We start from the raw sequence: 25,612 nt of genomic DNA on the forward strand, positions 1-25,612 counted from the left end.
GTGAAGAACAGACAGAAGATATTTTTTGTCCTGTCTGTTCTGAAAAAGTGAAGCCTATTTTGTGTTTTAGACGATCATTAGACTCCCCTAAATTAATTTTCTTACATGAAATCTTTATGGTGAAACGGGCATTTTCCTAGTATAGGTTCAATATCATCACCGATAAAAAATTGTTTCCATTCATTATGTTCTGGGTCACCATAATGGCTAATATCCGGATGCTTAGGTAGATTATCCCATTTTTCAACGCGTTCTCTTACTTTTTCACGTGACATAATCCCACCTTTTTCTGTTCCTTCAAGTCCGTTGAAAATCATTCTAGGCTGAATTCCAAGCACAAGCCCTCTCCCTAAGTCACGAGTTTTCCGCTGTTTATAGGCAGGTGCGTTACCGAATATGAAAAAAGGTTCTCCCGCAAAATGAAAATCCCAAAGATGGTGTTCCGGGTCTCTCGGTTTGTCTTTGGGCCATTCTTTCGGATCATGCTCATGCAAATATTGCAAAACATTCCAAAAATAATTTCGAAAATGCGCAATATCCCCCTCTTCTTTTTCTGGTTCAACAAAAACAAATAGCCCATGTCGAATATATGGTGGCTCCTGAAATAATTCTAGGAATTCTTCAATCGCTTTCGGTAGATTGGTCCAATCATCTTGAGTTATGTACGCATAGCGAAGCTCACCCTTATTTTCAGCTTTCATTCCAAAATAGCATGGAAACGTCTTATCGGTTACAATGTTATGAAAGGTTTGGTATTCCTGAATTAACCACGCAGGTACTTTATCAGGATTTTGCATATCTTCTTTCGTCAATAAGCTCGGAGAAGTAATTTGCATTATTTCAACCCCTTATCATTATTTGTCTTTTACTTCTTTACCTACCAGCTAAAAAGAAATAAAACGTTTCATTGCGCTACCATGCTTAAAAAAGGGCAAGCATCTGGATTTTCCATTTGCTTGCCCTTTTTTTATTTTTGAGTAACCTTTTCTTCAACATGTGTGACCCACCCTAACTGATCTTCTTCTTTACCAGTTTGGATTCTAGTAATCGTGTTGTATAATTTCGTTGATAATTCACCCGTTTTTCCTCCATTGAGGATGAGTTTTTCATCATTCCAGAAAAACTCGCCAATTGGTGAAATGACAGCAGCCGTTCCAGTACCAAATGCTTCTTCCAATTTTCCTTCTTGATGAGCTTGATATACCTCTTCCATGGAAATTTTCCGTTGTGAAACAGGAATGTTCCAATGTTCAAGCATTTCAATGATCGATGATCTAGTAACACCGTCAAGAATACTGCCATTTAGTGCAGGCGTTACTACCTCCCCGTCGATTTTGAAAAATACATTCATACTTCCTACTTCTTCAATATATTTTCTTTCAACACCATCAAGCCAAAGTACTTGAGAATAGCCATTTTCTTCAGATACTTTTTGCGCTTTTAAACTAGACGCATAATTGCCGCCTGTTTTCGCTGTACCGGTTCCACCTACGACAGCCCGCACAAACTCATTTTCAACTGCAATCTTTACAGGGTGAATTCCTTCTTTATAATATGAACCTACAGGTGACATAATAATGATAAATTTATAGCGTGAAGAAGGTGATACGCCTAAGAACGGCTCTGTAGATATAATAAATGGTCGAATATAGAGTGATGTACCTTCTGCATCTGGAATCCATTCTTTATCAATAACAATTAATTTTTTCAATGCTGCCAAAGCAAAATCGATATCTACCTCAGGTATGCAAAGACGATCATTCGATTTATTTAACCGTTGGAAATTCTTTTCCGGACGAAATAAAACGATATCTTTGTCATCTGTATAATATGCTTTCATTCCTTCAAATACAGATTGTCCATAGTGAAAAATCATTGCAGAGGGTTCGAGTGTAATCGATTGATAAGGAACGATTCTTGGATCATGCCATCCATTTCCTTCAGTATAATCCATAATAAACATATGATCAGTAAACACTTTCCCAAATTCTAGTTGATCAGATTTCGGCTTTTCTTTCTTCGTTGTTGTTAGTGTGATCTCCATGTCATGTTCCTTCATTACCAAGACTCCCTTGTGGATAATAATTTATAAAAAATTCTATATTTCATTGTACTACCTCCTGCTATCAAAGTTCAAGCATTAATAACCTAATTTTCCGAATTTTTTAATAAACTTAACTGTTTTTTCTACTATATTTAATGTAGGTTTCCCTTCATACTATAACAATTCACTCTATCCCCATTTCATTGTACAGCTTCTATGGATTGGATTATGTAATATGGGGTATTTTTCAATTGCCAATTTTCCCTAAAAAACTAAGAGATGTGGATGCCCCGTAAGTATAGGGTCACATACAGTGTCGTGACTTTGTCAAATCCTTTTTGGGACATCCTTAATTCTTATGAATTACTTTTTCCCTTTACTTCATGGCGTTTTTCTCTTAACCAACTCGCTAATTTAGCCAAAGAGCCCTTTTCTTTTACATTGGCGACTTCAAGGTTTGTAACTTTTTTTTCTAGAAAAATCTCTTCTTTATCAATTGCATACTCATAAGCTAAAACAAGGCCAATGTCAGTGTTATAATCTTTATTAATCACCATCTTATATGGGATTTTGTTAACTCGGGCTGCTTCAATATATTTTTTTAGAGAAGCGTACTCCATATTTCCGTTTGCAAATAACAATGCCTGCGGGTGCTTTTTCATCAAATTCAAAAATTCGTGATAGACCTCTTTATCCCTCACTTGTGGTTGTGTCAAAACAGCAATAATTCGTTCTCGAATCGTACCAAGGAATCTTTTTCTTTCTTCAGGTTTTAATTCCTTCTGTCCATGTATTCCTTGTTGAATGATTTCATCTACGTTTTTGCCAGACAAACCGGCTCCCTCCTTGCGTTGATCATCTAAAATAGTGTATTTAGCAACAATTTATTTGTGAAGAATTTCTGATACAGATTTGGTGAATTGCATATGTATCACTAATATTTTCAGCCATTATTAAGAAAAGAGTAATTTCGCTTTAAGCTCACTTACTTTTTAGAAATCAGAAAGGACCAATTATATTTGCTCAAATCTACCTATATCTGATTTTCCAATACAGACTTTCAAAAAGGCTCTTTTCGTAAAGATTGTTGTTTTTAGCAAGAAACCAATTCGAACAGATGTTGATCTTCGTTACAGGTGCGAGACTCCTGCGGGAAAAGCGTGTTGAGGGAGACCCGCAAGTGCAAAGCACTAAGGAGGCTTCTAAGACCGCCTCTGCAACGGAAATCAACCCGGGTTATTAGTGTAAAAATGATTGAATAGCAACAAAGTATGTGAAAACAGCCTTTAAAAAAAAGCATTAATTCACTCATCCAGCCCCCATTATCTGATACCTACAAATTAGTCTTTTCCTTTAACCTTTTTATCATCCAATCACATTCCAAACCATATAATGTTGTGATGATATTAAAAATAATATGTAAAGGAAGGAAAAGGATGAAAAAATGGTTGTCCGTAATCATCATGGCATGTTGTTTATTTTTTAGTGTTGGAACTACTTCTGCTGCAAAATCTCAATTGATTATTATTAACAAAAACACGAATCAGCTTGCCTATTATGAGAATAATCAACTAAAAAAAACATTTAGTGTTGCCACTGGCAGTAAGAATAATTACACACCTGAAGGAACGTTCAAAATTGTCAATAAAATTGTCAATCGTCCCTATTATAAAGGTAATATCCCAGGAGGATCTCCAAAAAACCCTTTAGGTAATCGTTGGCTTGGCTTGAATGCTAGGCAAACACAAGGAACGACTTATGCTATTCACGGTAATAATAATCCAGCTTCTATTGGTAGTTATGTAAGCGCTGGCTGCATTCGCATGTACAATGCTGATGTGAAGTGGCTATTTGAAACTGTATCTATAAATACTCCTGTCGTAATTACAAATTCTACAAAAAACTTTGAATCCATTGCGGCTAGTAGTGGTTTTAAAGTAAAAGGTAGCCCTGTCAATTCCGTATCAACGGTAATTACTTTAAAACGTGGAAGTAAAGGTGCAGAGGTTATTGAATTACAAAAACAACTAACTTCATTAGGCTATTCTACAAATGGCAATGATGGTATATTTGGTCCAGCAACGGAAAAAGCCGTTAAAGAATTTCAAAAAAACCGAAAGCTTCAAGCAGATGGAATAGTAGGATCCATGACGAAAAAAGCATTAGGTATGATCTAAAAAATAACGAGGACGTCTTAAAAGTATGACTTCGATTCACTTTATATAATTGTTTTATCAATTTTATATACGATCTACAGGCGATTGTATAGATTAATCATTTGCTTTTAAGATGGCCTCACTTTAATTCAATCCTAATTGTTCCATTTTTGGTTTTATCTTAGCGGAATATGTTATAATTAAATCATATGGTTTTATCGAATAACGGACAAGGGGGTTTTAAGTAATGGATGAACTTGTATTATGGATAATCAAAATCATATTTGCAGTAGGAACGATTGGTATGTTCTTTCTTTTAGGCGTAATTCGTAATGAAGGATAAGTTTATTTTACATACCTAGACAACTAGCATCTGTCTTATCCTCCAACTATTCAGCTTATTGTTTCATGTACGACAAATAAAATGGATAGAGTAGATCTGGTACGGAACAACCGTATTCTGAATACAAACAAAGTGCCATCCTTCCATATTTTGAAGGATGGCTTTTTAATTCCAAATGATTGAAAACCTATAATGGCGGGAAATGATGGTCTAATTGTTCAAGCTACTTAACTACTCATCTTTGCCATTGATAAACTTAAGTAAGTCTTTATAAGTAATAAACTAAGATATCTTTTCCATAATAAAGAACAATGAGAGTCAAAGCTGTTAATACGACAGACTCTAAGGCACTGCCTGTTTTCATCGTTAATGGCAGCCGGAATGTTATGTCCAAAGGATACAATAATTTAATTCCATTTTTTGTTGCTGCATCCAACAATAGATGACTTGCCATTCCTATCAAGATTCCAATCCGAATTGATTCAAACGGGATAAATAATAGGAGTAGGGCATTAACAATGATTAAAAATAATATACTGTGGGTTAAAGTACGATGGCCAAATAACCCATTTATAAATTTTGATAACCATGGCAGCTTTTTACCAATTTTACTTCCCCCGTGACAAATATCTGGAATCATTCCACCAAGTGCTCCAGCAATGATCATTATTGCAGGATCATAATTTGATGTTTGTGCAAATGCAGCAGTAGCTGCAATGCCCCCCATAATATGTGTTTTTCCAGTCAAACTCTTTCCACCTTCTCTTTTCAACATTTACATAGAAAACCATTATACTCCATTTTTTCATGAAGTCATAGTTTTCTAGTAAAAGAGTTTAATTGAAGTTTTAGTATACAAAAAGGGTCAGACTTCACATTCTATACTATTTATTTCGTGTTACGAGCACGTAGAATAAATATATAGTAAATGTGTAGTCTGACCTTTCATTATGGGACAGCTTTTTTAACTAAAAAACTATTTGAGAATTAGGTTTATTACCAATCATCTGTAATTTCAAGTAAGTCATCAATATCAATTATATTCTTAGGGTAAGAAAAAACTCCTTCTGCGTACTCTTCGGTTGCTTCTAATAAGTAATCAATATCAATTGTAACCACAGCGGACGCCTCCCTTTATATTGAGTTATTGATCTATACCCCTTATTTAAACAGAATAAACCTTCTAAACTATTTTTTCAAAAAAGAAAATAGCCATTGTTGAACAAAACATAATACTGGGATTACAGTTAAATGCCGTTTTATATACTTATGAACAATTTACCTGATCTACTCTTTTCATCGTCATTATAAAAATTCTCGCAATAAAATACCCGCATAATCCTCCGATTGTGTTAAGAATAATATCATCTACGTCAAAACTGCCAATCCGAAAACTCGATTGCAAACTTTCAACGAGCAAAGACACCATACATGAAGTAAATAACATTTTCACCAGATAAAAATGTTTAAATAATAATGATACAAGAAATCCAAATGGTAGGAAAGCTAATATATTTCCACAGATATTTGTAAACCAAGCATAAAAGTAGCCGTTTGCTAACATGCTAAAATACAAATTTATAGTGCTGAATGGAACATAGTTATAATTCAAGATAGTTACAGACTGGCGATAATAGGCGAAGAATAATAGGTAACTGAGGTATAGCAGATATATTATGAAAAGTAAACTTCCTACTATATATAGAAATCTTTTTAACAATACACTTTGGAGTTGCAAAATCATGTATAATCTCCATTTCTAAGTTCAGTAACATTCTGTTCATTGGGTAAACTATACCATATCAACTATATTATTGTGGAGAAAATAAAGTGAAACTTCCATCTATGATAGTTTTCTTCAACTCCCACTGATGGTTAATACTGTTACTGTCGTTAAGATCTTCGCTATCGCTTCGATCATTCGAGAGTACGAATCCAATTCAATGAACTTAGACTAAGTACGCCGCGTACTTTAGTCTTTCGTCTGTATGACACACATTCTGTATGCTACTACTACACCACTGAAGATCACAGCTGTAAGTTTCACTGTATCTCACCAATCGGTCTTTTTTGTCAATTAGCGAGGTGACTGTTTTAAGGAAAATCGACGTTGCTCACATCCTGTGATAGCCCGACAAGCATAGGTATTCGGCGTGGCATAGTTTTCCACAGGGTATTTATCTCCCACCTAGGTTTCTTCGATTACCCTATGCCTTGTTGTGGTGGTCATGACTATCCGTTAATGCGGGATAAAATAAGTTGGATCAGTATATTTGTATTTGTAAATTTTACCATTATGTTAAAAAATAGAAATAGTATTTGTTTTGTCTTACTTTAATGATTTTTTAGATCAATAATATATTCTAGCGAGATATTTATTGAAATATACAAATGCTGGTTAATTAGCTTTTGTATTAATCGCTATTTCTTTTCATAATTTTAATAAATAGTCAAAATTACAAAACGAAGTAATAAATTTTGTTTTGTATAAACAATATATTCTACCGATATTGACATTAAAATAAATACATAAGACTATTTTTCCGCTCAAAAAATAGAGGGTGACCCTTTGGTCCCCTCATTTTTTATTTAAATAATTGTTCGATATATTCTGAGGAACCATCCAATACATATTCCTTCTTAGAATCCACTGCTTTTAGACATTCTGCATCCAAAAGCACGCTCTCATCTTTTTGTTTTTCTAGTGATTCCATGGGTCTCCACCTCACACTATCTTATTCATATTAGAGCTTGGATTGTGACATTAAAGTGAAACTTCAATCAATCTTTTATGTTTGCTGGAAAATAATTGTTATTAAATACTTAATATACATAAACACAATCTCATTAAGTTAACATAATATTATTATTTGTTACAAAGGATCTCTGTTTAATACAATAAAAAAGGCTGTTCCCTTACGTGAGGTTCAGACCTAATTTCTACATATCGCTTATTTGATTTTCTAAACGGTGAAGTGTGTGACGTTCTTCGTCATCCTCTTTTTATGTTCGTTTTACTTCTAATCGACGTGATAGTATAGATAATGTATAATTTACGACAAAATACATGACCATAACCACTAATAGAGTTGGAACTAAGTAGCCAACTTTTTGACCGTAGACAATTTGGGCTTGATGGGTCAGTTCTGGAACGGAAATGACGACAGCCAGTGACGTATCTTTTAGCAACGAAATAAACTGACTAACTGTAGGCGGGACCATTCTACGTAAAGCCTGTGGTAAGATGATATGCCATAATGCTTGAAAGTAACTTAAACCTGATGAACGAGCAGCTTCCATTTGACCTTTATCAATAGAATTTAATCCACTTCGAATAATTTCTGATAACATAGCAGCTTCAAAAATCGTTAAGGCAATAATAGCTGCTGGAACTTCTTTGAATTTAATACCGATTTCCGGCAAAGCGAAAAATGTAAAGAAAATTAATAATAATAATGGTAAATTTCTAATAATCTCAACAATCACTGCAAGTACTTGTGATAAGACTGGTATTTTAGCAAAGCGGAGTGTTCCAACAACACCACCAAGAATAAAACTTAAAATGATTGCAATAAACGCCATTTTAAGTGTAAGCCAAAACCCATTTAATAGAAATGTTAAATGATCAGCTGAATAGGCACCAATAAAGTCCATTATTATCCCTCCTTCAATTACTCTTAGCCAGGCGTTTCTCTAAGTATCCTACTCCAAGACTTAAGGGAATGGTTAATAATAAATAAAACATCGCAACCAGAATATATGTATCCATAACAACGAGTGTTCTTGCGGAAATTAAGTCTGCTTGATACATTAAATCACCGCCGGCAATGACGGCTAATAATGAAGAATTCTTTACTAGGTTAATAAATTGATTGCCCAGCGGAGGGATTACCACTTTAATCGCTTGTGGCAAAATGATTAAACGCATCGCCTGCCCATATGTAAGGCCTGAAGAACGTGCTGCTTCCATCTGTCCTTTTGAAATTGAAAGGATACCAGCTCGAATCGCTTCTGCAATGAAAGCAGTCGTGTAGATTGTTAAAGCTATTGTTCCAGCTGTAAGTCCTTTAAAATTAAACACTAAATAAACGAAAAGCATTATGATTAACAGTGGAATGTTGCGGATGAATTCAACATATATCGTACCTAGCCAATTCAATAACTTGTTTGGTGCAATTCTTAATACAGCAATAAAGGCTCCGAGCAATAAACTTGCGATAAGTGCAATGACGCTTGCCATTAAAGTCACCTTAAATCCATCAAGAAACATGTCAATATTATTTGTCAATATCGAGAAATTCACTATAAGAACCACTCCTCTAACTACTCAGGATGAGCAAATGCCCATCCCGACAAATTAAACCTTATAATTAATCTTCTTTTATCCATTTATCATGGATTTCATCGTATTTACCAGAATCTTTTAGCACCTTCAATGCTTCATTTAATTTTTTTACAAAATCTTCATTACCTTTATTCACGGCAATTCCATATGGTTCTTCTGTAAATGTACCTCCAACTAATTCGAAACTCGGATCCTCGTCAGCCATACCATAAAGAATAGAGTCGTCTGTCGTTAAGGCGTCACCTTTACCTTGTTTAAGAGCTGCAAATGCTTCTGAGTAGTTTTCAAATTCTAACACGTTTGCATCCGGTGCTTTTTCACGAATATTTATTGATGAAGTCGATCCTTTAACAGCCAATACTGTTTTCCCAGTAAGGCTATCAATGCCTGTTACATCACTTCCTTTTTTCACGAGCAACGATTGTCCTGCATCAAAGTACACATCAGTAAAATCTACTTCTTTTTTACGTTCTTCTGAAATAGTCATCGTTGCGATAATCGCATCTATATCACCATTTTTCAAAAGTTGGATTCTAGTCTTAGATGTTACCTCTTTAAACTCAACTTTAGATTCATCGCCAAGAATTTCACCGGCAAGCGCTTTTGCAATATCAATATCAAATCCTTCAACTTCTCCTGTACCTGGATTTTTTAGACCAAAGAGCCGTGTATCATTTTTAACTCCGAATACAATTTTGTCTTCTTTTTCAATTTTTGCTAATACACCTGTTTTTTCACTACTACCTGATTTAGAGCTTGTATCACTGTTTCCACAACCTGCTAGTATCAGGGCTGCTATTGCTGGCAGTAATGCCATTTTAAAAAACTTCTTTGGATACATCATTTGTGTTCCTCCTTCAATTTTTTAATGATTTAATATACGGCTGAGAAATAGTTGAGCCCTTACTTCTTTTGGATTCTCGTAAAACTCTGCCGGAGTTGCTTCTTCTAAGATTTGACCTTGATCCATGAATACAATTCGGTCTGCCACTTCGCGGGCAAACCCCATCTCATGGGTCACAACAACCATCGTCATCCCTTCATGTGCCAATGCCTTCATAACATCAAGTACTTCCCCAATCATTTCAGGATCTAGCGCTGATGTCGGTTCGTCAAAAAGCATGATTTCAGGACTCATCGCAAGCCCTCTTGCGATAGCAACACGTTGCTGCTGGCCACCGGAAAGTTGTGAAGGGTATGAATATGCCTTATCAGAAATTCCTACTTTTTCTAAATATGTAAGGGCGGTTTCTTTAGCCTGTGCTTCAGTTTGTCCTAAAACTTTCATAGGTGCTAAGATGATATTTTGAAGAACGGTTTTATGAGGATATAAGTGGAAATGCTGAAACACCATGCCAATTTCCCGGCGGAGCTTATTGATATTAGTTTTCTTATCGCTCACTGAAATCCCATTTACCGTTAATACTCCATCGGTTATGGACTCCAAATGATTAATACATCTAAGTAACGTACTTTTTCCAGAACCAGAGGGACCGATGACAACAACTACCTCTCCTTTATTGATGGTCAGATTAATATTCCTCAGTACTTGAAAATTTCCATAAAACTTATTCACTTGATCGAAAACAATCATATTGTGCCCCCCTCATAATATGCAAGATTTAGAACGACTGAATTTATTATATTTTTAAAATATTCAGAAATAACTAACTATAAGGATTCATAATCAATTAATTTAGTCAACTCTAATAATAAACATTAAAAAAATACAATCTTGTTATAATTGATTTTGCTAGAAATGTCAGTGTTTATTATTCATTGAAAGCGCATACATTCCGTTACATGATTCCCGGAAATTTTTGATAGCCCACGATAATATAGAATATATAAATAATTCACTATGTCGTTCTAATTACAAATACTGTTTAATAAGGTCTATTTCTACTTATCATACAAATAATATTGTGGTTTTTAAGAAGTCAGCCATTTGAGTACATTTATCAAAATTAATTATCCGTTTTTTACCATTCGTTTATTCTTTTTTAAAGTTCTAAGAGCATATTGAGATTAAAGATGTGTGTTGTGCTTTTGTAGATGTACTACTAACCAACTCGGCTAGCCTTTCTAATCAACAAAAACCAAGTCACGGAACCTGGACTAAAGAATTGAATGAAAAAAAGAAGATCATAGTAATAATTGAAGGGAATTGCTTTATCCTTCCATTCCACAATGTATTGAAATCCAAAGCCTATAACAAAAAAGGGTCAGAACCACCACTACAATACAGGTTAAATTAAGAGCAAGTACCACTATGACCTGTGTATGGCGTGCGATGTCTGACCTTTTTTGTTCATTTACTCGATTAACTTTGTAAGACTCCCAGCTCAACCCTGGAGAAATATTGGACCTTAGTTCTACAATCAGCTGAGGTTTTCTTCTTCCCTCACTGATTGTAGTTTCACTTTATTTAATCAATTCTTGCATCTTCAAACGGGGCATAAAACAAGCCTTTAGGAGCTAACATGTCTGTTTCAGACTCCCGTCTTTCACCATTGACAAGATAATATCCAGCTGCGTAGAAATCGAAAAAGCCGCTTTCTTTATGAAGTTCAAGAAAATATTCGAATAAATCATCCATTAGTTGCTGATGTACTTTACGATCAATCACATCACCACATTCATCTGTTTCAAAGTTCTTGTTAATCGCCTCTTGAAGACCTTCATGATGGGAAGCGGCAATATATAAATCAACATCACCACATTCCATGCATAGCAACAGTCCTTCTTCCCTCACTTCTTCATATTCAGCTTTAACTATCTCTTTTAGAATATCTTCTATTTCTTCACGATTTATTAGTTCTATAGCCGTTTGCAACATATGATTTCCCCCATTATCATCTTTTTTCTGCCGCTAGGATCATATATAGTACTTCTATATTAAAACTTGATGTTAAAAAAAGCTTGTCTTACGATTTAATTTAGAGATATTTCGATATAGTTCGCTATCAATCGTATATTTCCGTGAAATAAATTGCTACTTTCAAAAAAATTGCCAAAACTTGCGCTTTCCCGAGAAATAATTTTACCCCGTTTTAACAAACCATCATTTTGGAAGAGAAAAACTCTGATTGATATTTCACTTTATTCTTATTAATCGGTTTAATGAATTAAGTATATGCTTAACCTATTTTACTATTCCTCTTTTTCTCAACAAGAGTATAGGTGAAACTTGCTCGAGAACAACAGAAATGATCTCCCTAAATCACAATAAAAAATACAACTGGCAGCGTTACTAAACTTAACACCGTGCTTACAAACGTCGCACTGGAAACAAACTCAGGATCTGTATTATATTGCAATGCGTAAATCGTTGTATTCGCCGCTGTCGGCATCGCAGCCATAATAATCATAATTTGTTTAACTAAATCATCAACGGGTAGGGCCAACGAGATACCAAACGCGATAACGGGGGAAATAGCCAGTTTAAGAAACAGTGATAGCGATAATTTATTAACAGCTACTTTTTTCATTGAAATATTAGCAAGCTGCATACCAAGCGTTATCATTATCGTTGGAATTGCAGCATCCGCAACAAGGCTGACTGCTGCGAGCATCGGTTCAGTTAATGAGATTCCCGTATATTTAAATAATACCCCAGCTATTGCACCATAGACGATTGGCATTCTTCTAACTGCACGAAGCGCTGATTGGATCCCATTTCCTTCGGGACTACCTTTAGCAGCATAATATACGCCTATCGTACACATAACCATTTGCTGTATCACCATCAAAACAATCGCGTATTTAAGACCTGTTGCGCCAAACAAGAGAAAAACAACAGGAGTACCATAATTTCCGCTGTTCATGAACGAAGACGCTAATATCATTGCACACGTTTCTCTAATGCTATACTTTCGGAAAAATGCCACAAAATATACAAGGAGAATTAGAACTAAACAAAGACTAACTGTATAGAAAATCATATATATATAATCTTTTTCAAATTCTGTTGTATAGAATGTCCGAAAGACTAAAAACGGACTCATTAAATAGAGAGCCATTGTTGAAATAACTTTGGTGTCGAAGCGAAACTTCTTTTGACCAATAAAGCCTAAAATGAATATTGCAAAAATCGGAAGTAATACTCCTAAAAATCCCATCAGGTTCACCTTCATCACTATTATGTACTGATAAGAGTACCACTTTTCTATCAAAATCAAAATACTTAGCTTCTTACAAAATAAGATACTACATTTTTATTCAGTATTAATAGAAAGAAAGATTGAAAGTGTTTTGTCAATTCAAATGAACTTTTTTAAATATCATCTTGTCCATGATTAACATTCATTAATAAAGAATTATTGGATATTGGAACATAGCTTGCATAGTCTCATTCAGATCATTCTTTAACTGTGATATTCCGCTTTGTTTGAGCATGGAATTGTCTGAATATAAAGGTTTTGTGGTAAGATGAAGGTGATACTTCAATCAGTGGGGGTTTTCCTCACCCCCACTGGTTGTTAGTTAAACCAAACGGTCTATTACTGCCCGTTAATGCGGGATAAAGTAGAACTTCAAAGAATTATATGGAGGCGAAAAAATGACAAAATTTAGAGGTTATGTTGGTACATATACGAAAGGTGATAGTAAAGGAATCTATACTTTTACACTTGATACTGAGAAAAAAGAATTAAGTACGCCCACTCTAGCAGCAGAGCTCGAAAATCCTACGTATTTAACAGTCACAGCAGATAGTCAAACTCTGTATGCAGTCGTTAAAGAAAGTGAGTTTGGCGGCGTCTCTTCTTACCGCATAACGAAAGAGAATGGCGAACTTACTCCACTGAATACCGAAGTCTCTCCTGGTTCATCTCCATGTCATGTAAGTGTGAACCGAAATAATGAAAAGGTGCTTACTGCATATTATCATCGCGGTACAGCGGAATTATATAAGACAGATGGAGGAAAAGTAGATCCAGCTTCAGCTTCCGTTCAACATACAGGTTCTGGTCCAAACGTAGAGCGACAAGAAAAGCCACATGTTCATTTTTCAGGTTTTACACCTGATGAGAAATATGCTGTTGTAGTTGATCTTGGCATTGATAAAATTGTAACGTATAGCCTTGAAGGTGACTCACTTGAAATGAAACAAAGTTTATCTGTTAAACCTGGCTGTGGCCCAAGACATATCGCCTTTCATCCTAACGGCAAATTTGCTTATGTTATGACAGAGCTAAGCAATGAAGTGATAGTCTTGTCATATAACAGTGAAGATGCGAAGTTTACAGAACTGCAATATATTTCTGCTATTCCAGCAGATTTCACAGAAAATAGTCAAGGAAGTGCTATTCATTTATCCTCTGATGGCCGTTTCATATACGCCGGGAATCGTGGACATAACAGCATTGCCCTCTTCAGTGTAAATAACGAAACAGGAAAATTAACGTTCATTGAACATACTTCTACTGAGGGGAATTGGCCGCGTGACTTCGTATTAGATCCAACCGAAAAATTCTTAGTTGCTTCTAATGAACAATCAGGCAATTTAGTTCTCTATACTCGTGATGAAAAATCAGGCAAACTAACATTAGAACAATCCAATGTAGTTGTTCCATATCCAGTATGTGTGAAATTTTTATAATATTAACCTTTTTAGTAAAAGCAGAGATTGTTAATGATCTCTGCTTTTATTTATCTACACCCGCTTCAAACTTTCTAGTTGAATGCTTATCTAAATTAGGAACTACCTATACTTCTTGATACTAATGACGGACATATCCATAACGATACACAGTATCAATTGTCAAAAGGGAGAGTATTTCCTATTAATTTGCTACAATATTAGTTATATTCAGATTTAACTTTTGCACTGCGAGGAGGAATAACATGTCTAAACGAACACTAATCATTAACACAGATTTAGAAAACCAATTTATTGAAAAAATAAAAGTGGTGATACCAGGCTGGAATATACTTATTGGCAATGATCCGCAGATATGGCAAGATCAATTAACAGAAGCAGAGATTATCGTGATTCGGAAAAATGAGATAATGGATACGATACTAAGTGATCAATCTAAGCTGAAGTGGCTTCAATCCTGGAGTGCAGGTGTAAACACTTTCCCTTTAAAGCAGCTTGAAGAAAAAGAAGTTATCGTCACTAGTGCAAATGGTGTACATGCCTATCCGATATCTGAAACTATATTCTCCCTAATGCTAGGATTAACTAGAAAATTACATACTTATGTGAAACAGCAGCAAAGCAAAATCTGGGATGAGGCAGATGTTAGTTTGGAAATACACAAAAAAACAATCGGCATAATTGGCGTAGGTGCAATTGGGCTTGAAACAGCAAAAATTGCCAAAGCATTTGGCATGAAAGTACTAGGTGTTCGCCATTCAGGAAAAACAGAAGAATATGTAGATACGATGTATAGGATTGAACATCTGAACGAAGTACTACCACAATGTGACTATGTAGTAGTAACACTCCCACTTACAAACGAAACGAAGTATTTATTCGGAACTGAGCAATTCAAAAATATGAAAAAATCTGCATTTTTTATTAATATTGCGCGTGGCCAAATTGTAAGAGAGGACGAAATGATTACTGCATTAAAATTGAAGGAAATAGCAGGAGCAGGACTGGATGTTTTTACAGTGGAACCTCTACCAGAAAACAGTCCCCTTTGGAATTTAGAAAACGTTATCATTACTCCACATTCTTCTGGTATAACTGAATATTATGATCAACGAGTAATAGAAGATATTTTTATTCCGAATCTCAAAAGCTATGTTGATAATAAAACACCGACTATAAATATTGTTGATTATCGCAAAGGATACTAATAATGATTCCTTATGAAATTAACAATCCATTAGACTATCAAGATATAAGCAATTTGTATTTGGTCAACTCATTTGGATCAAGGAATTTTATCCCATTGTGATTCTCACATTTTTATACTATATTATGATTTGGACTTATCCCGAATTGGGCAGTTACCTTTCTTCTAAGCAGCAATGTTTGGTCAACTCCCCTCTATAGCCCGATAAGTGTAAAACAGTGAATTTTCTCTCTTAAACAAAGTAAAGTTTAGACCTACAACATTAAGGTTAAACAGATTAAGATATGAAGACACCTGTAATATTTACACTATGATGCAATGAATCGGGTTATTACTGCCCGCTTTATCAAGGGGTTGATTGAAGATTTAACGACCACAAATACGGGGCTAATCATAAGTCGATGTAATAAACCCTTATTAATGAACGTTTCACATAATTGAAACAACTGAGGTGGTCATGATGAAAGAAATTCTACTCATTTTGTTATTGCAATTAGCTTATGTTCCGCTACTTACTTTAAGGACAATCTTTTTAGTAAAAGGCGTCACATCTCTAGCTTCTGTCATTGGGATTGTAGAAATGTTAATTTATGTATTTGGACTTTCCCTCGTTTTTAGTGGCGATCAAAATTTAATCGCAATGATTGTTTATGCAGTCGGTTTCGGAATTGGGATTATTTTAGGAACAAAAATTGAACGAAAATTAGCAATCGGTTATATTAATGTTATCGCGAATACACAGCAAAAAAACTCGGAACTTATTGAAACACTTCGTACACTCGGTTTCGGTGTAACTCTTTATATCGGAGAAGGACGTGACGGAAATCGTTATCGTATGGATATTTTAACGAAAAGAAATCGAGAAAATGAACTGTATGCGACAATCGAAAAGTTCGAACCAAAGGCATTCATTGTTTCTTATGAACCTACTAAATTCAAAGGCGGGTTTATGCTAGCAAGAATGAAAATGAATAAGAAATATTAGTCGAAAAGATAAAAAGTAGCGATCAGCCAATTGGATTGCTGCTTTTTTTATTTAATCCGCATTGGCTAGCAGTAAAATCCTTATTGAGAATAAGCTGAATATTCGTATCAACAGAGAGTCGAACTGTAAAGTCCAAAGAAGATCACAGGCTAGATGTTCCAAATCAGTCATCCTTGATAACATACCCCTCCTACTTCTTATGACCTGTATCAACTATAAACCATACTTCTATACAACTTAATGAATTTTCGAATATGTCTATAAGTAGCTATATGAAAAACAATACTATATCCATTTTGTATAAAGTTATAGCTATGAAATTTTAAAATGCAACATTAAAATAATTTTTTTCATTCGCTAATGTAAATCTTTCCTTTTTATGATAGATTTAAGAATATTCTAGATTGAGGTAGGAGAGGAATATGTAATGAATCAGGTACAAGTAAATTTAGAAACACCAAAAATTCAAAGTAAATCAAAGCGGTTATGGCTTGCACTAATTCTAGGGACATTATCTGCATTTGGACCATTGTCCCTTGATATGTACTTGCCCGCTTTACCCGTACTTACAGAGGATTTAAGTACAAGTGCATCATATGCACAACTCAGTTTAACTGCTTGCATGGTTGGGCTTGCCATTGGGCAAATATTCGCTGGACCGATAAGCGATGTTAAAGGTCGCAGGACACCACTTCTTGTCGGACTTTTTCTCTACATTTTATCATCATTGCTATGTATCGTAGCACCCTCGATCGAGATATTTGTTATTTTAAGATTCATTCAAGGTGGGGCGGGTGCAGTTGGTATAGTCATTTCAAGAGCTATTGTGAGAGACCTCTACTCTGGTACGGAGCTCACGAAGTTTTTTGCGCTATTAATGCTTGTGAATGGATCTGCTCCGATTTTAGCACCGATTGCTGGTGGTCAATTTCTAGAGTTTACATCTTGGCGAGGTATATTTTTTGTTCTTAGTCTAATTGGAATGATAACATTATTCTTTGTTTTTTCTAGTTTAGGTGAAACACTCCCGAAAGAACGTCGCTCCGAGGGTGGGCTTAAACAAACCTTCCAAACGTTTAGGCAGATTATAAGTAATCGTTTATTTATGGGCTACGCACTTACTCAAGGATTTATCGGGGCTGGACTATTCGCATATATTGCTGGTTCGCCATTTGTTCTCCAAAATATTTATCAGCTTTCACCGCAAATGTTCAGTGTATGCTTTGCAGTTAATGGGGTCGGAATTATTATTTTTACTCAACTAACCGGAAAATTGGCTTCGCGCTTTGGCGAAACAAAACTTCTAATGATTGGACTTGGACTTAGTGCTGTAGCGGGAACTAGTTTGCTTCTTATGATTTTATTAAACATAGGATTAATTGCCATCCTGATTCCTTTATTCATTCTTGTATCTTGTGTCGGTGTTGTCAATACATCCATCTTCTCACTTGCTATGAGAGACCAGGCAAATTCTGCAGGTAGTGCCTCTGCTTTACTTGGATTAATGACATTTTTATTTGGAGGAATCGTCGCTCCATTCGTTGGTATAGCAGGAGAAAATACTGCTTTGCCTCTTGGGGTTATCATTGCTACAGCTGAAATAGGTGCTTTAGTCATTTACTTTGTATTAGTTGGACGATCTAAACAAAACCGAGCAAGGAATTAGTAAATCAAAATAGTAAAAGAGGCGTTCTCTTATGGAACGGCTCTTTTCGTTAAGCTTGTTGTTTTTTACAAAGTAACTAATTCGAGTAGATGTTGCTTGTAGTGGAAGGTGCGAGAATCCTGCTTAGAGAAGCGTGTTGAGGGAGACCCCGCAAGTACGAAGCACTGGTGTGGGCTTCTGAAGACCGCCCGCGGAAAGCGAGTACCTGGAACGGAAATCACCCCAGGATAATAGGGCAACAAAGTATACGAAAACAGCCTAAGGAATTGATCTAAACCCACAACATTACTTCGATTTTTTTATGTCCTGTTAATGACACAATAAACGGTGTATAGAAGGTTAGAATTCTTATTGAACACCCTCTTTTACCTTAATTGGAAGATTGCGTTTTTGAAATTTTGATAAAAATCATATCCTCAAATAAACTACCAGTATAGGTGACATGCTACAAAATGTCCCGGTTTTTGCTCCTGCCATTTTGGAGTGGATGATGAACAAATTTCCATCGCAGAGGGGCAACGTGTACGGAATACACAGCCACTCGGCGGATTAATAGGACTAGGCACTTCCCCTTTTAAAACAATTCGATCTCGTTTCAGTGTAGGATCTGGAACGGGTATAGCAGAAAGTAATGCTTTAGTGTACGGGTGAAGCGGATCATTGCATAATGTATCACTATCTGAGAATTCCATCATATTCCCGAGATACATAACAAGAATCCGATCAGATATATATTTTACCATTGACAAATCATGTGCAATGAATAGATAAGTTAAACCCAATTCTTTCTGTAATTTTTTGAGCAAATTCACTACTTGAGCCTGAATTGATACGTCCAATGCAGAAATTGGTTCATCACAGACGATAAATTTGGGATTTAAAGCAAGTGCCCGTGCAATGCCAATTCTTTGACGTTGCCCGCCACTGAATTCATGTGGGAATCGATTAATATGCTCTGGACTAAGCCCAACAAGCTTTAATAATTCCTCCACCCGCTTCTTTTTTGCCTTCCCCTTTACAACACCATGGATTGTTAAGGGCTCACCAATAATCTCTTCTACTGTCATTCTTGGATTTAACGACGCATAAGGATCTTGAAAGATAAGCTGAATGTCTCTACGCACTTTTGCCATTTGCTTTTCAGAATAATCATAAATATTCTTTCCTTGAAACAATACTGCACCATCTGTAGGTTCATATAAACGAATCATTGTTCTACCGGCAGTCGATTTGCCACAACCTGATTCCCCTACTAGACCAACTGTTTCACCTTCATAAATATCAAAATTTAACCCCTCTACTGCTTTTAGGTTTTGTTTTCCTACTGAAAAGTATTTGCTTAAATTTTTCACCTGAACGAGGGGATTTTTCTTCATTAATTCGTCATTTAGGTCCGTGTATTTCTCAATAGTTGTCATTGGTTCGTCCCCCTCCCTGCATTTATTGCTTTTTTTACATTCATCGCCTTAGCCATTGGATGCTGTAACCAGCAAGCGGTAATTTGACCATCTCCGACATCTTCAAGATCGGGGTCATGTTCCATACATATCTTCATCGCGTAATCACATCTTGGATAAAAGGAGCAGCCCTTTGGCGGCGAAAATAAATCTGGTGGCGAACCAATAATCGGAGCTAAAGGAACGGATTTATCCATATCGAAACGGGGTACAGATTTTAACAACCCTTTCGTGTACGGATGCTTTGGTTTTTGAAAGATCTCTAAAACAGTGCCTGATTCAACTACTTTCCCCGCGTACATGACAACGACTCGATCACAAATTTCCGCAACTACTCCTAAATCATGGGTAATTAAAATAATGGCTGTTTCTGATTGCTTTTGAATGTCTTTCATTAACTCTAGTATTTGGGCTTGAATCGTAACGTCCAATGCTGTTGTCGGTTCATCTGCTATTAATAATTTAGGCTGACAGACCAATGCCATCGCAATCATCGCTCTTTGTCTCATTCCCCCAGAAAATTCATGCGGGTACTGCTCCATTCGCTTTTCAGGTTGAGGAATGCCGACAAGTTTTAACGTATCCAATGCAAGATTATATGCTTTCTTCCTAGTCATTTGATTATGCTTTAATACAGACTCCATGATCTGCATGCCAACTTTGCTTGTTGGATTTAAGGAAGTCATTGGATCTTGAAAAATCATACTAATTTCGTTTCCTCGAATTCTTTCCATTTCACGTTCAGATGCTTCTATCAAATCTATTCCATTATACGTGATCGATCCTTCTTTATATTGAGCAGGTGGTGAGGCTAATAGTTTCATAATTGCTTTTGCTGTCACACTTTTACCACAGCCAGATTCACCTACTATCCCGATTGTCTCTCCTCGCTTAACTTCAAAATTGACGCCTCTTACAGCATGAACTTCGCCGCCATACGTTTTAAAGTCAATTCGTAAATTCTTCACTTCTAATAAACTCTTCATTTCGGTCCACCTTCTCTCTATTTTTTATCTACTTAGGACCTCTTACTAGGCTTTTTTACTCACGCAGTTTTGGATCTAATGCATCTTGTAGTCCATCACCCAAAACATTAAATGCAAACATCGTTAAAGAGATTAGAAATGCTGGAATCGCCAACTGATAGAAATTACCGATTAATATACTTCCAAGCGCATCACTTGTTAGACTTCCCCAACTGGCTTGCGGTGGTTGAATACCAAGCCCAAGGAAACTCAAGGTTGCTTCAGCGAAAATAGCTGTCGGGATCGTTAAAGTAACATTTACAAGAATGGGTCCCATTGAATTCGGAATTAAATGTTTTCTTAATGTCCAACTTAACTTTGCACCAGCCGCTTTAGATGCCTGAACATATTCATTTTCCTTTAATTGCAGAACTTGCCCACGGACAAGGCGTGCCATCGGAATCCAACCGGTGATCGTCATGGCAATAATGATTGGGAAAATACCAGGCCTTAGTACAACCATGATTAGAATCACCATTAATAAATATGGAATAGAATAAATTACTTCTGCAATTCGCATCATTACATTATCTGTTCTACCGCCACTAATTGCCGAAATCCCGCCATATACTACACCTAAAACGAAGTCAATTAAGGCTGCCATCAAACCAATAAATAATGAAATCCGCGCGCCATACCACGCTCTCGTAAACAAATCCCTTCCTGACGCATCGGTACCAAACCAGTGCTCTGCATTCGGCTCTAAGTTCTTCTTCGTAAAATCCTGCTCATAATATGTGAAACCGTTCATATATGGACCAAAAATTGCCATCAGACACAACAGAATAATCAGCACCAAACCAATCATAGCTAGTTTATTTGCGCGCAATCTCCGCCATACATCGTTCCAATAGGAAATCGTGGGCCTAGAAATCTTTTCGGCCTCTAGAAAATTATTTTCTGCTGGAGCAAACATTTCTTCGGTTACATCTATTTTCCCCGCCATTATTTGCTCGCCCCCGTCACTTTAATTCTAGGATCAATCCATGTGTAAACCACATCGACGATAAAAATTAAAAAGATGAGAATCGCACTGTAAAAAACTGTTGATCCAAGAATCACTGGATAATCACGGTTCATTATACCTTTTACAAACATCTCACCAATTCCTGGAATCCCAAATATATGTTCAATTACGAAACTTCCCGTTACAACATTCGCTGTTAATATACCTAAGACCGTAACGACAGGCATCAAAGCATTACGAATTGCATGTTTAATGATCACTGCATTCTTTCGTAATCCTTTTGCTTTAGCCGTTAAAATATAATCTTGATTTAAAACTTCAATCATGCTTGTTCTCATCAATCTTGCAATATAAGCAAGCGGCATCATTGCAAGTGCAATAGACGGTAATACAGTATGGCTCCAAGATTTCCAGGTCGCTACCGGAAAAAAAGACCATTTTACTGCCAAGAAATTAATAAGTAAGGTCGCCAATACAAAACTTGGAACTGATATGCCAATAATTGCAATAATCATAGATGTATAGTCTGGCCATCGATTTCGATATAATGAAGCGATGACTCCTAATATTAGGCCAAAGAAGATAGCAATAATCATAGCCTGAGCTCCAAGATGAAAGGAGACCGGGAAACCTTTTTCTATATAATCGTTTACTGTTAATGTCTTAGACTTTATTGAAGGACCAAAATCTAACAAAGCCACTTGCTTGAGATAAATGACATACTGCACAATTTTTGGTTTGTCCAAATTATAGTATCGTTGTAAGTTTTCGTACATTGATTCTGTCATTGTTCCTTCTTTCGCGAACGGGTCACCAGGAATACTATGCATAATAATAAAGGTAATCGTAATGGTCGCCCATAACGTAATGATCGCCCACATAAAGCGATGTAAAATATATCTAATCATAATCAATCACCCCATTCCTCTTAAATGAAGACCTTTTTGATTGGTGATTTTCCAAAGGAAAAAAGGGGGCGTGCCAAGACATAAGCACACCTCCGACATTCTTCAATTATTCTTTTGCATCCATATCAACATCTGCATAAATAAATTGAGGATATCTGTTGATTGGTGTATAAACACCTGTCACATATTCTTTAACCATATGCGGTTTTGTATAGAAATAGATTGGGATAATCGGCATTTCAGCCATAAGAAGTTTTTCAGCTTTATGCATATTGTCCATCCGAACTTGTTGATCCATTGTTTGCTTTGCTTCTTTAATCAATTGATCGTATTCAGCATTTTTCCAATTCGCATCATTGTGTGGATTATCTGAAGTCCATAGATCCATAAATGTCATCGGATCAACATAATCGCCAACCCAGCCAGCACGAGAAACTTGATATTTACCCGCTTTTTCTCTATCAAGTTTCACTTGGAATTCAGTATTTTCTAGCGTTACAGTTACCCCAAGGTTCTTACGCCACATCTCTTGTACTGCTTCTGCAATTTTTTGGTGGCCTGCTAACGTATTATATAAAATTGAGAATTCTGGCAGTTTATCCATTCCTTCCTCTGCCAACCCTTCTGCTAGCAACTTCTTCGCTTCTTCTACATCTTCAGTGAAAAGATTTCCGGTATTTTCTTGGTAGTCCCCATTTACATCAGGAATCCCTGGTGGGACTACTGAATAAGCAGACTGTTGACCACCTTGTGCGACATTTTCAGTAATTGTTTTACGGTCAATCGCTAAACTTAATGCTTTTCTTACTTTTATGTTGTTAAATGGTTTTACATCGTTATTTAAATTGTAGTAATAAACAGCTAAATCTGGTCCATTGTGGAATTCTTTATTATTAGACTGTGCCAGTTGTCCTTGAACATCTTGTGGTAGAGGATACGATAAATCCAATTCGCCAGATTGATACATTTGCCATGCTGTATTTTCATCTTCAAGAATGACAAAGTTTACAACATCTAAATTAATTTTATCTTTCTCATAATAATTTTCATTCTTCTCTAACTTCACACTTTCTTTATGTTTCCACTCTGTTAACTTGAACGGTCCATTTGAAACGTAGCTAGTAGCTTCTGTGAACCATTTCGGATTTTCTTCTTGAACTTTTTTATTCACCGGATAGTACGTATAGAAAGAAGTTAAATCAAGGAAGTATGGGGTAGCTTGAGCAAGCTTCACTTCAAGTGTTGTATCGTCTTTTGCTTTTACCCCAACTTGATCGACTGTTCCAGTACCCGCATTGTAAGCTTCAGCACCTTCAAGATAAAACAATTGATACGCATATTCGGAAGCGGTTTCAGGAGCAAGTGCATATTTCCAAGCGAATTCAAAATCATGTGCTGTTACAGGATCGCCATTTGACCATTTCATGCCTTCTTTTATTTTGAAAATCCAATTTATCCCATCTTCACTTGTTGGAACAGACGCCATTCCATCTACGATTTCTCCTTCAGGCGTTTTCTTCGTCAATCCTTCAAACGCATGCTCTAATATCCATGAATCATGTGTGCCTTCTGCTGTTCCTGGATGCAGTGATCCTGGTTCAGAGCTGTTATTTAGATTCAAAACCTTCTCTACCGCTTCCTTTTTCCCATCACTTTTACCTGAGTCTTTAGTCGATGTTTTTTCTGTTTCTCCAAAGCTATTACATCCCGAAATTACTACCATTAACCCAATAACAAGAGCAAAAAATGAAAATTTATTTCGTTTCAAATAAATTCCTCCTTATTTCTCATAATAGTTAAAAAAAAACGAAATGCCTTTCATTGCAAATCTATTACAAAAACCCCACATGACTGCCAAACATTAGATTTACAAAAATACATCCCCCCATTCTCACAAAAGCCATCGTCAGCCATAAAAAATAGAATCACCCTTTCTATTTCAGAATTATCTCAATATTACAAATTCGACAATTACTTTATTTCCCCTTTAAAAAACACTAATATTTTACTAATATGTAAATTTTATTTTTTAGGTATTAAATCCTGATTTCTGACTTTTTATCGCCACCAAAAAAAGTCTAACAAAATTTCTGTCAGACTTACTTTTTTTATGATTTTAAAACCCATTTTTCAATCGCTTTAGCGACACCATTTTCTTCATTTGTTGCTGTGATCCAGTCCGCTGTCTCCTTCACGATTTCCTGTGCATTCCCCATCGCAACACCAAGGCCTGCTTCCTTAATCATCATAATATCATTCAAGCTATCGCCAACTGCCATCACTTCGTTCATGTTTATACCTAGGCGATTACAAACGACTTCAATGGCTTTGGCTTTATTAATTCCAAGTGCGTTCACTTCAATATTCGTTGGACTTGAATTACTAACTTCAAGCTGGCCATTCCCTTTAAGGAGCTGGATAATTTCTTCTCGTGCTTTATTATCACTCGTATTAAATCCGAACTTCAACCACTCTGAGGCGAAAAGGTCTTCAGGAATATCGTCTCGATACACTCGATCACAACTGACGGCCCAGTAGTCTGTTTTAAATTGGTTACATATGTCTAGCATCCATTTCACAAAATCGGTTTGGATAATATTTCTTTCGACTAGTTTTCCCTGTTCGTTATAAATTTCACTGCCATTTACTGTAACTAAATATGAAGATAGTTCTAATGATTTCGCATAGTCACTACAGGTTGCAAAAGTGCGTCCTGTGCTTAGAACAACATGAACCCCTTGTCCCTCAGCCGCCTTAATTGCCTGCCGGTTCTCTTCCGTTACTTTATTGTCTGGATCTAAGAGTGTTCCGTCCATATCCAAAGCAATTAATTTTATTTCATTTTTCAATATGTATTCTGACATTTCGCTACCATCCTTTCGCAAGTATTGATTTTCATTACATTCA

24 protein-coding genes are annotated in these 25,612 nt (G+C 36.0%); 5 read left to right on the plus strand and 19 right to left on the minus strand.

The genetic code is table 11. The features are described from left to right. Positions 1-101: 101 nt before the first annotated feature. The 3 genes from V179_RS0110020 to V179_RS0110030 form a co-directional block, all read right to left on the minus strand. Positions 102-836 (minus strand): YqcI/YcgG family protein, encoded by a 735-nt coding sequence (locus V179_RS0110020; RefSeq protein WP_028391323.1) that lies wholly within the window; start codon positions 834-836, stop codon positions 102-104. A gap of 131 nt (positions 837-967) precedes the next feature. Next, a complete protein-coding gene (locus tag V179_RS0110025; protein WP_028391324.1) occupies positions 968-2,059 on the minus strand; it encodes a branched-chain amino acid aminotransferase in 1,092 nt (363 codons plus the stop codon). Positions 2,060-2,400: 341 nt separating this feature from the next. After that, the gene (locus V179_RS0110030; protein WP_028391325.1) at positions 2,401-2,877 is read right to left on the minus strand and encodes a YueI family protein; all 477 of its coding nucleotides are present in this window, start codon (positions 2,875-2,877) and stop codon (positions 2,401-2,403) included. Positions 2,878-3,480: 603 nt separating this feature from the next. Here V179_RS0110030 and V179_RS27720 point away from each other — a divergent pair. Then, positions 3,481-4,221 carry a L,D-transpeptidase family protein gene (locus V179_RS27720; protein WP_034300995.1) on the plus strand — a complete coding sequence of 247 codons (741 nt, stop codon included), beginning with the start codon at positions 3,481-3,483 and terminating at the stop codon, positions 4,219-4,221. A gap of 590 nt (positions 4,222-4,811) precedes the next feature. Here V179_RS27720 and V179_RS0110045 read toward each other — a convergent pair. From V179_RS0110045 to V179_RS0110090, 10 genes are all read right to left on the minus strand, one after another. Next, entirely contained in the window at positions 4,812-5,291 is a 480-nt protein-coding gene (locus tag V179_RS0110045) for a metal-dependent hydrolase (RefSeq protein ID WP_028391326.1), read from the minus strand. Positions 5,292-5,539: 248 nt separating this feature from the next. Beyond that, positions 5,540-5,662 carry a hypothetical protein gene (locus V179_RS32025; protein WP_268745187.1) on the minus strand — a complete coding sequence of 41 codons (123 nt, stop codon included), beginning with the start codon at positions 5,660-5,662 and terminating at the stop codon, positions 5,540-5,542. A gap of 148 nt (positions 5,663-5,810) precedes the next feature. Then, complete coding sequence (locus V179_RS32435; RefSeq protein ID WP_051404915.1) at positions 5,811-6,287, minus strand: VanZ family protein; 477 nt, start codon at positions 6,285-6,287, stop codon at positions 5,811-5,813. Between the two features lie 841 nt (positions 6,288-7,128). After that, positions 7,129-7,257, minus strand: coding sequence for a hypothetical protein (locus V179_RS32030; RefSeq protein WP_268745188.1), 129 nt, complete (start codon positions 7,255-7,257; stop codon positions 7,129-7,131). A 289-nt stretch (positions 7,258-7,546) separates the two neighbouring features. Then, the gene (locus V179_RS0110065; RefSeq protein ID WP_028391328.1) at positions 7,547-8,197 is read right to left on the minus strand and encodes an amino acid ABC transporter permease; all 651 of its coding nucleotides are present in this window, start codon (positions 8,195-8,197) and stop codon (positions 7,547-7,549) included. Positions 8,198-8,210: 13 nt separating this feature from the next. Then, entirely contained in the window at positions 8,211-8,849 is a 639-nt protein-coding gene (locus tag V179_RS0110070; RefSeq protein ID WP_028391329.1) for an amino acid ABC transporter permease, read from the minus strand. 64 nt (positions 8,850-8,913) lie between these two features. Then, positions 8,914-9,732: a transporter substrate-binding domain-containing protein gene (locus tag V179_RS0110075; RefSeq protein ID WP_028391330.1), complete on the minus strand. Its 819-nt coding sequence runs from the start codon at positions 9,730-9,732 to the stop codon at positions 8,914-8,916. A 21-nt stretch (positions 9,733-9,753) separates the two neighbouring features. Beyond that, on the minus strand, positions 9,754-10,482 hold the full coding sequence (locus V179_RS0110080) for an amino acid ABC transporter ATP-binding protein (RefSeq protein ID WP_028391331.1): 729 nt from the start codon (positions 10,480-10,482) through the stop codon (positions 9,754-9,756). A gap of 834 nt (positions 10,483-11,316) precedes the next feature. Further along, positions 11,317-11,727 carry a hypothetical protein gene (locus V179_RS0110085; protein ID WP_028391332.1) on the minus strand — a complete coding sequence of 137 codons (411 nt, stop codon included), beginning with the start codon at positions 11,725-11,727 and terminating at the stop codon, positions 11,317-11,319. A 379-nt stretch (positions 11,728-12,106) separates the two neighbouring features. Next, complete coding sequence (locus tag V179_RS0110090) at positions 12,107-13,009, minus strand: AEC family transporter (RefSeq protein ID WP_028391333.1); 903 nt, start codon at positions 13,007-13,009, stop codon at positions 12,107-12,109. 440 nt (positions 13,010-13,449) lie between these two features. Here V179_RS0110090 and V179_RS0110095 point away from each other — a divergent pair, with 440 nt between their 5' ends. From V179_RS0110095 to V179_RS0110110, 4 genes are all read left to right on the plus strand, one after another. Then, positions 13,450-14,490, plus strand: a complete 1,041-nt coding sequence (locus V179_RS0110095; protein WP_028391334.1) for a lactonase family protein — start codon at positions 13,450-13,452, stop codon at positions 14,488-14,490. Positions 14,491-14,735: 245 nt separating this feature from the next. Continuing rightward, complete coding sequence (locus tag V179_RS0110100; protein WP_028391335.1) at positions 14,736-15,698, plus strand: D-2-hydroxyacid dehydrogenase; 963 nt, start codon at positions 14,736-14,738, stop codon at positions 15,696-15,698. Between the two features lie 459 nt (positions 15,699-16,157). Further along, complete coding sequence (locus tag V179_RS0110105; protein WP_028391336.1) at positions 16,158-16,682, plus strand: DUF2179 domain-containing protein; 525 nt, start codon at positions 16,158-16,160, stop codon at positions 16,680-16,682. A 427-nt stretch (positions 16,683-17,109) separates the two neighbouring features. Continuing rightward, a complete protein-coding gene (locus V179_RS0110110) occupies positions 17,110-18,348 on the plus strand; it encodes a multidrug effflux MFS transporter (RefSeq protein WP_028391337.1) in 1,239 nt (412 codons plus the stop codon). Between the two features lie 425 nt (positions 18,349-18,773). Here V179_RS0110110 and V179_RS0110115 read toward each other — a convergent pair whose 3' ends face one another. The 6 genes from V179_RS0110115 to V179_RS0110140 form a co-directional block, all read right to left on the minus strand. Then, positions 18,774-19,766 (minus strand): ABC transporter ATP-binding protein, encoded by a 993-nt coding sequence (locus V179_RS0110115; protein ID WP_281384497.1) that lies wholly within the window; start codon positions 19,764-19,766, stop codon positions 18,774-18,776. Beyond that, positions 19,763-20,791, minus strand: coding sequence for an ABC transporter ATP-binding protein (locus tag V179_RS27725; protein WP_051404916.1), 1,029 nt, complete (start codon positions 20,789-20,791; stop codon positions 19,763-19,765). The genes V179_RS0110115 and V179_RS27725 overlap by 4 nt, the downstream gene beginning before the upstream one ends. Before the next feature lie 55 nt (positions 20,792-20,846). Beyond that, positions 20,847-21,776, minus strand: a complete 930-nt coding sequence (locus V179_RS0110125; RefSeq protein ID WP_028391339.1) for an ABC transporter permease — start codon at positions 21,774-21,776, stop codon at positions 20,847-20,849. Continuing rightward, entirely contained in the window at positions 21,776-22,705 is a 930-nt protein-coding gene (locus tag V179_RS0110130; RefSeq protein ID WP_028391340.1) for an ABC transporter permease, read from the minus strand. The genes V179_RS0110125 and V179_RS0110130 overlap by 1 nt, the downstream gene beginning before the upstream one ends. Positions 22,706-22,811: 106 nt before the next feature. Further along, positions 22,812-24,473, minus strand: coding sequence for a peptide ABC transporter substrate-binding protein (locus tag V179_RS0110135; protein WP_028391341.1), 1,662 nt, complete (start codon positions 24,471-24,473; stop codon positions 22,812-22,814). A gap of 340 nt (positions 24,474-24,813) precedes the next feature. Next, positions 24,814-25,569 (minus strand): Cof-type HAD-IIB family hydrolase, encoded by a 756-nt coding sequence (locus V179_RS0110140; RefSeq protein ID WP_028391342.1) that lies wholly within the window; start codon positions 25,567-25,569, stop codon positions 24,814-24,816. Between the last annotated feature and the right edge of the window lie 43 nt (positions 25,570-25,612).

The sequence above is a fragment of the Bacillus cihuensis genome (assembly GCF_000504145.1).
GTDB classification, from domain to species: Bacteria; Bacillota; Bacilli; order Bacillales; family DSM-1321; genus Peribacillus; species Peribacillus huizhouensis.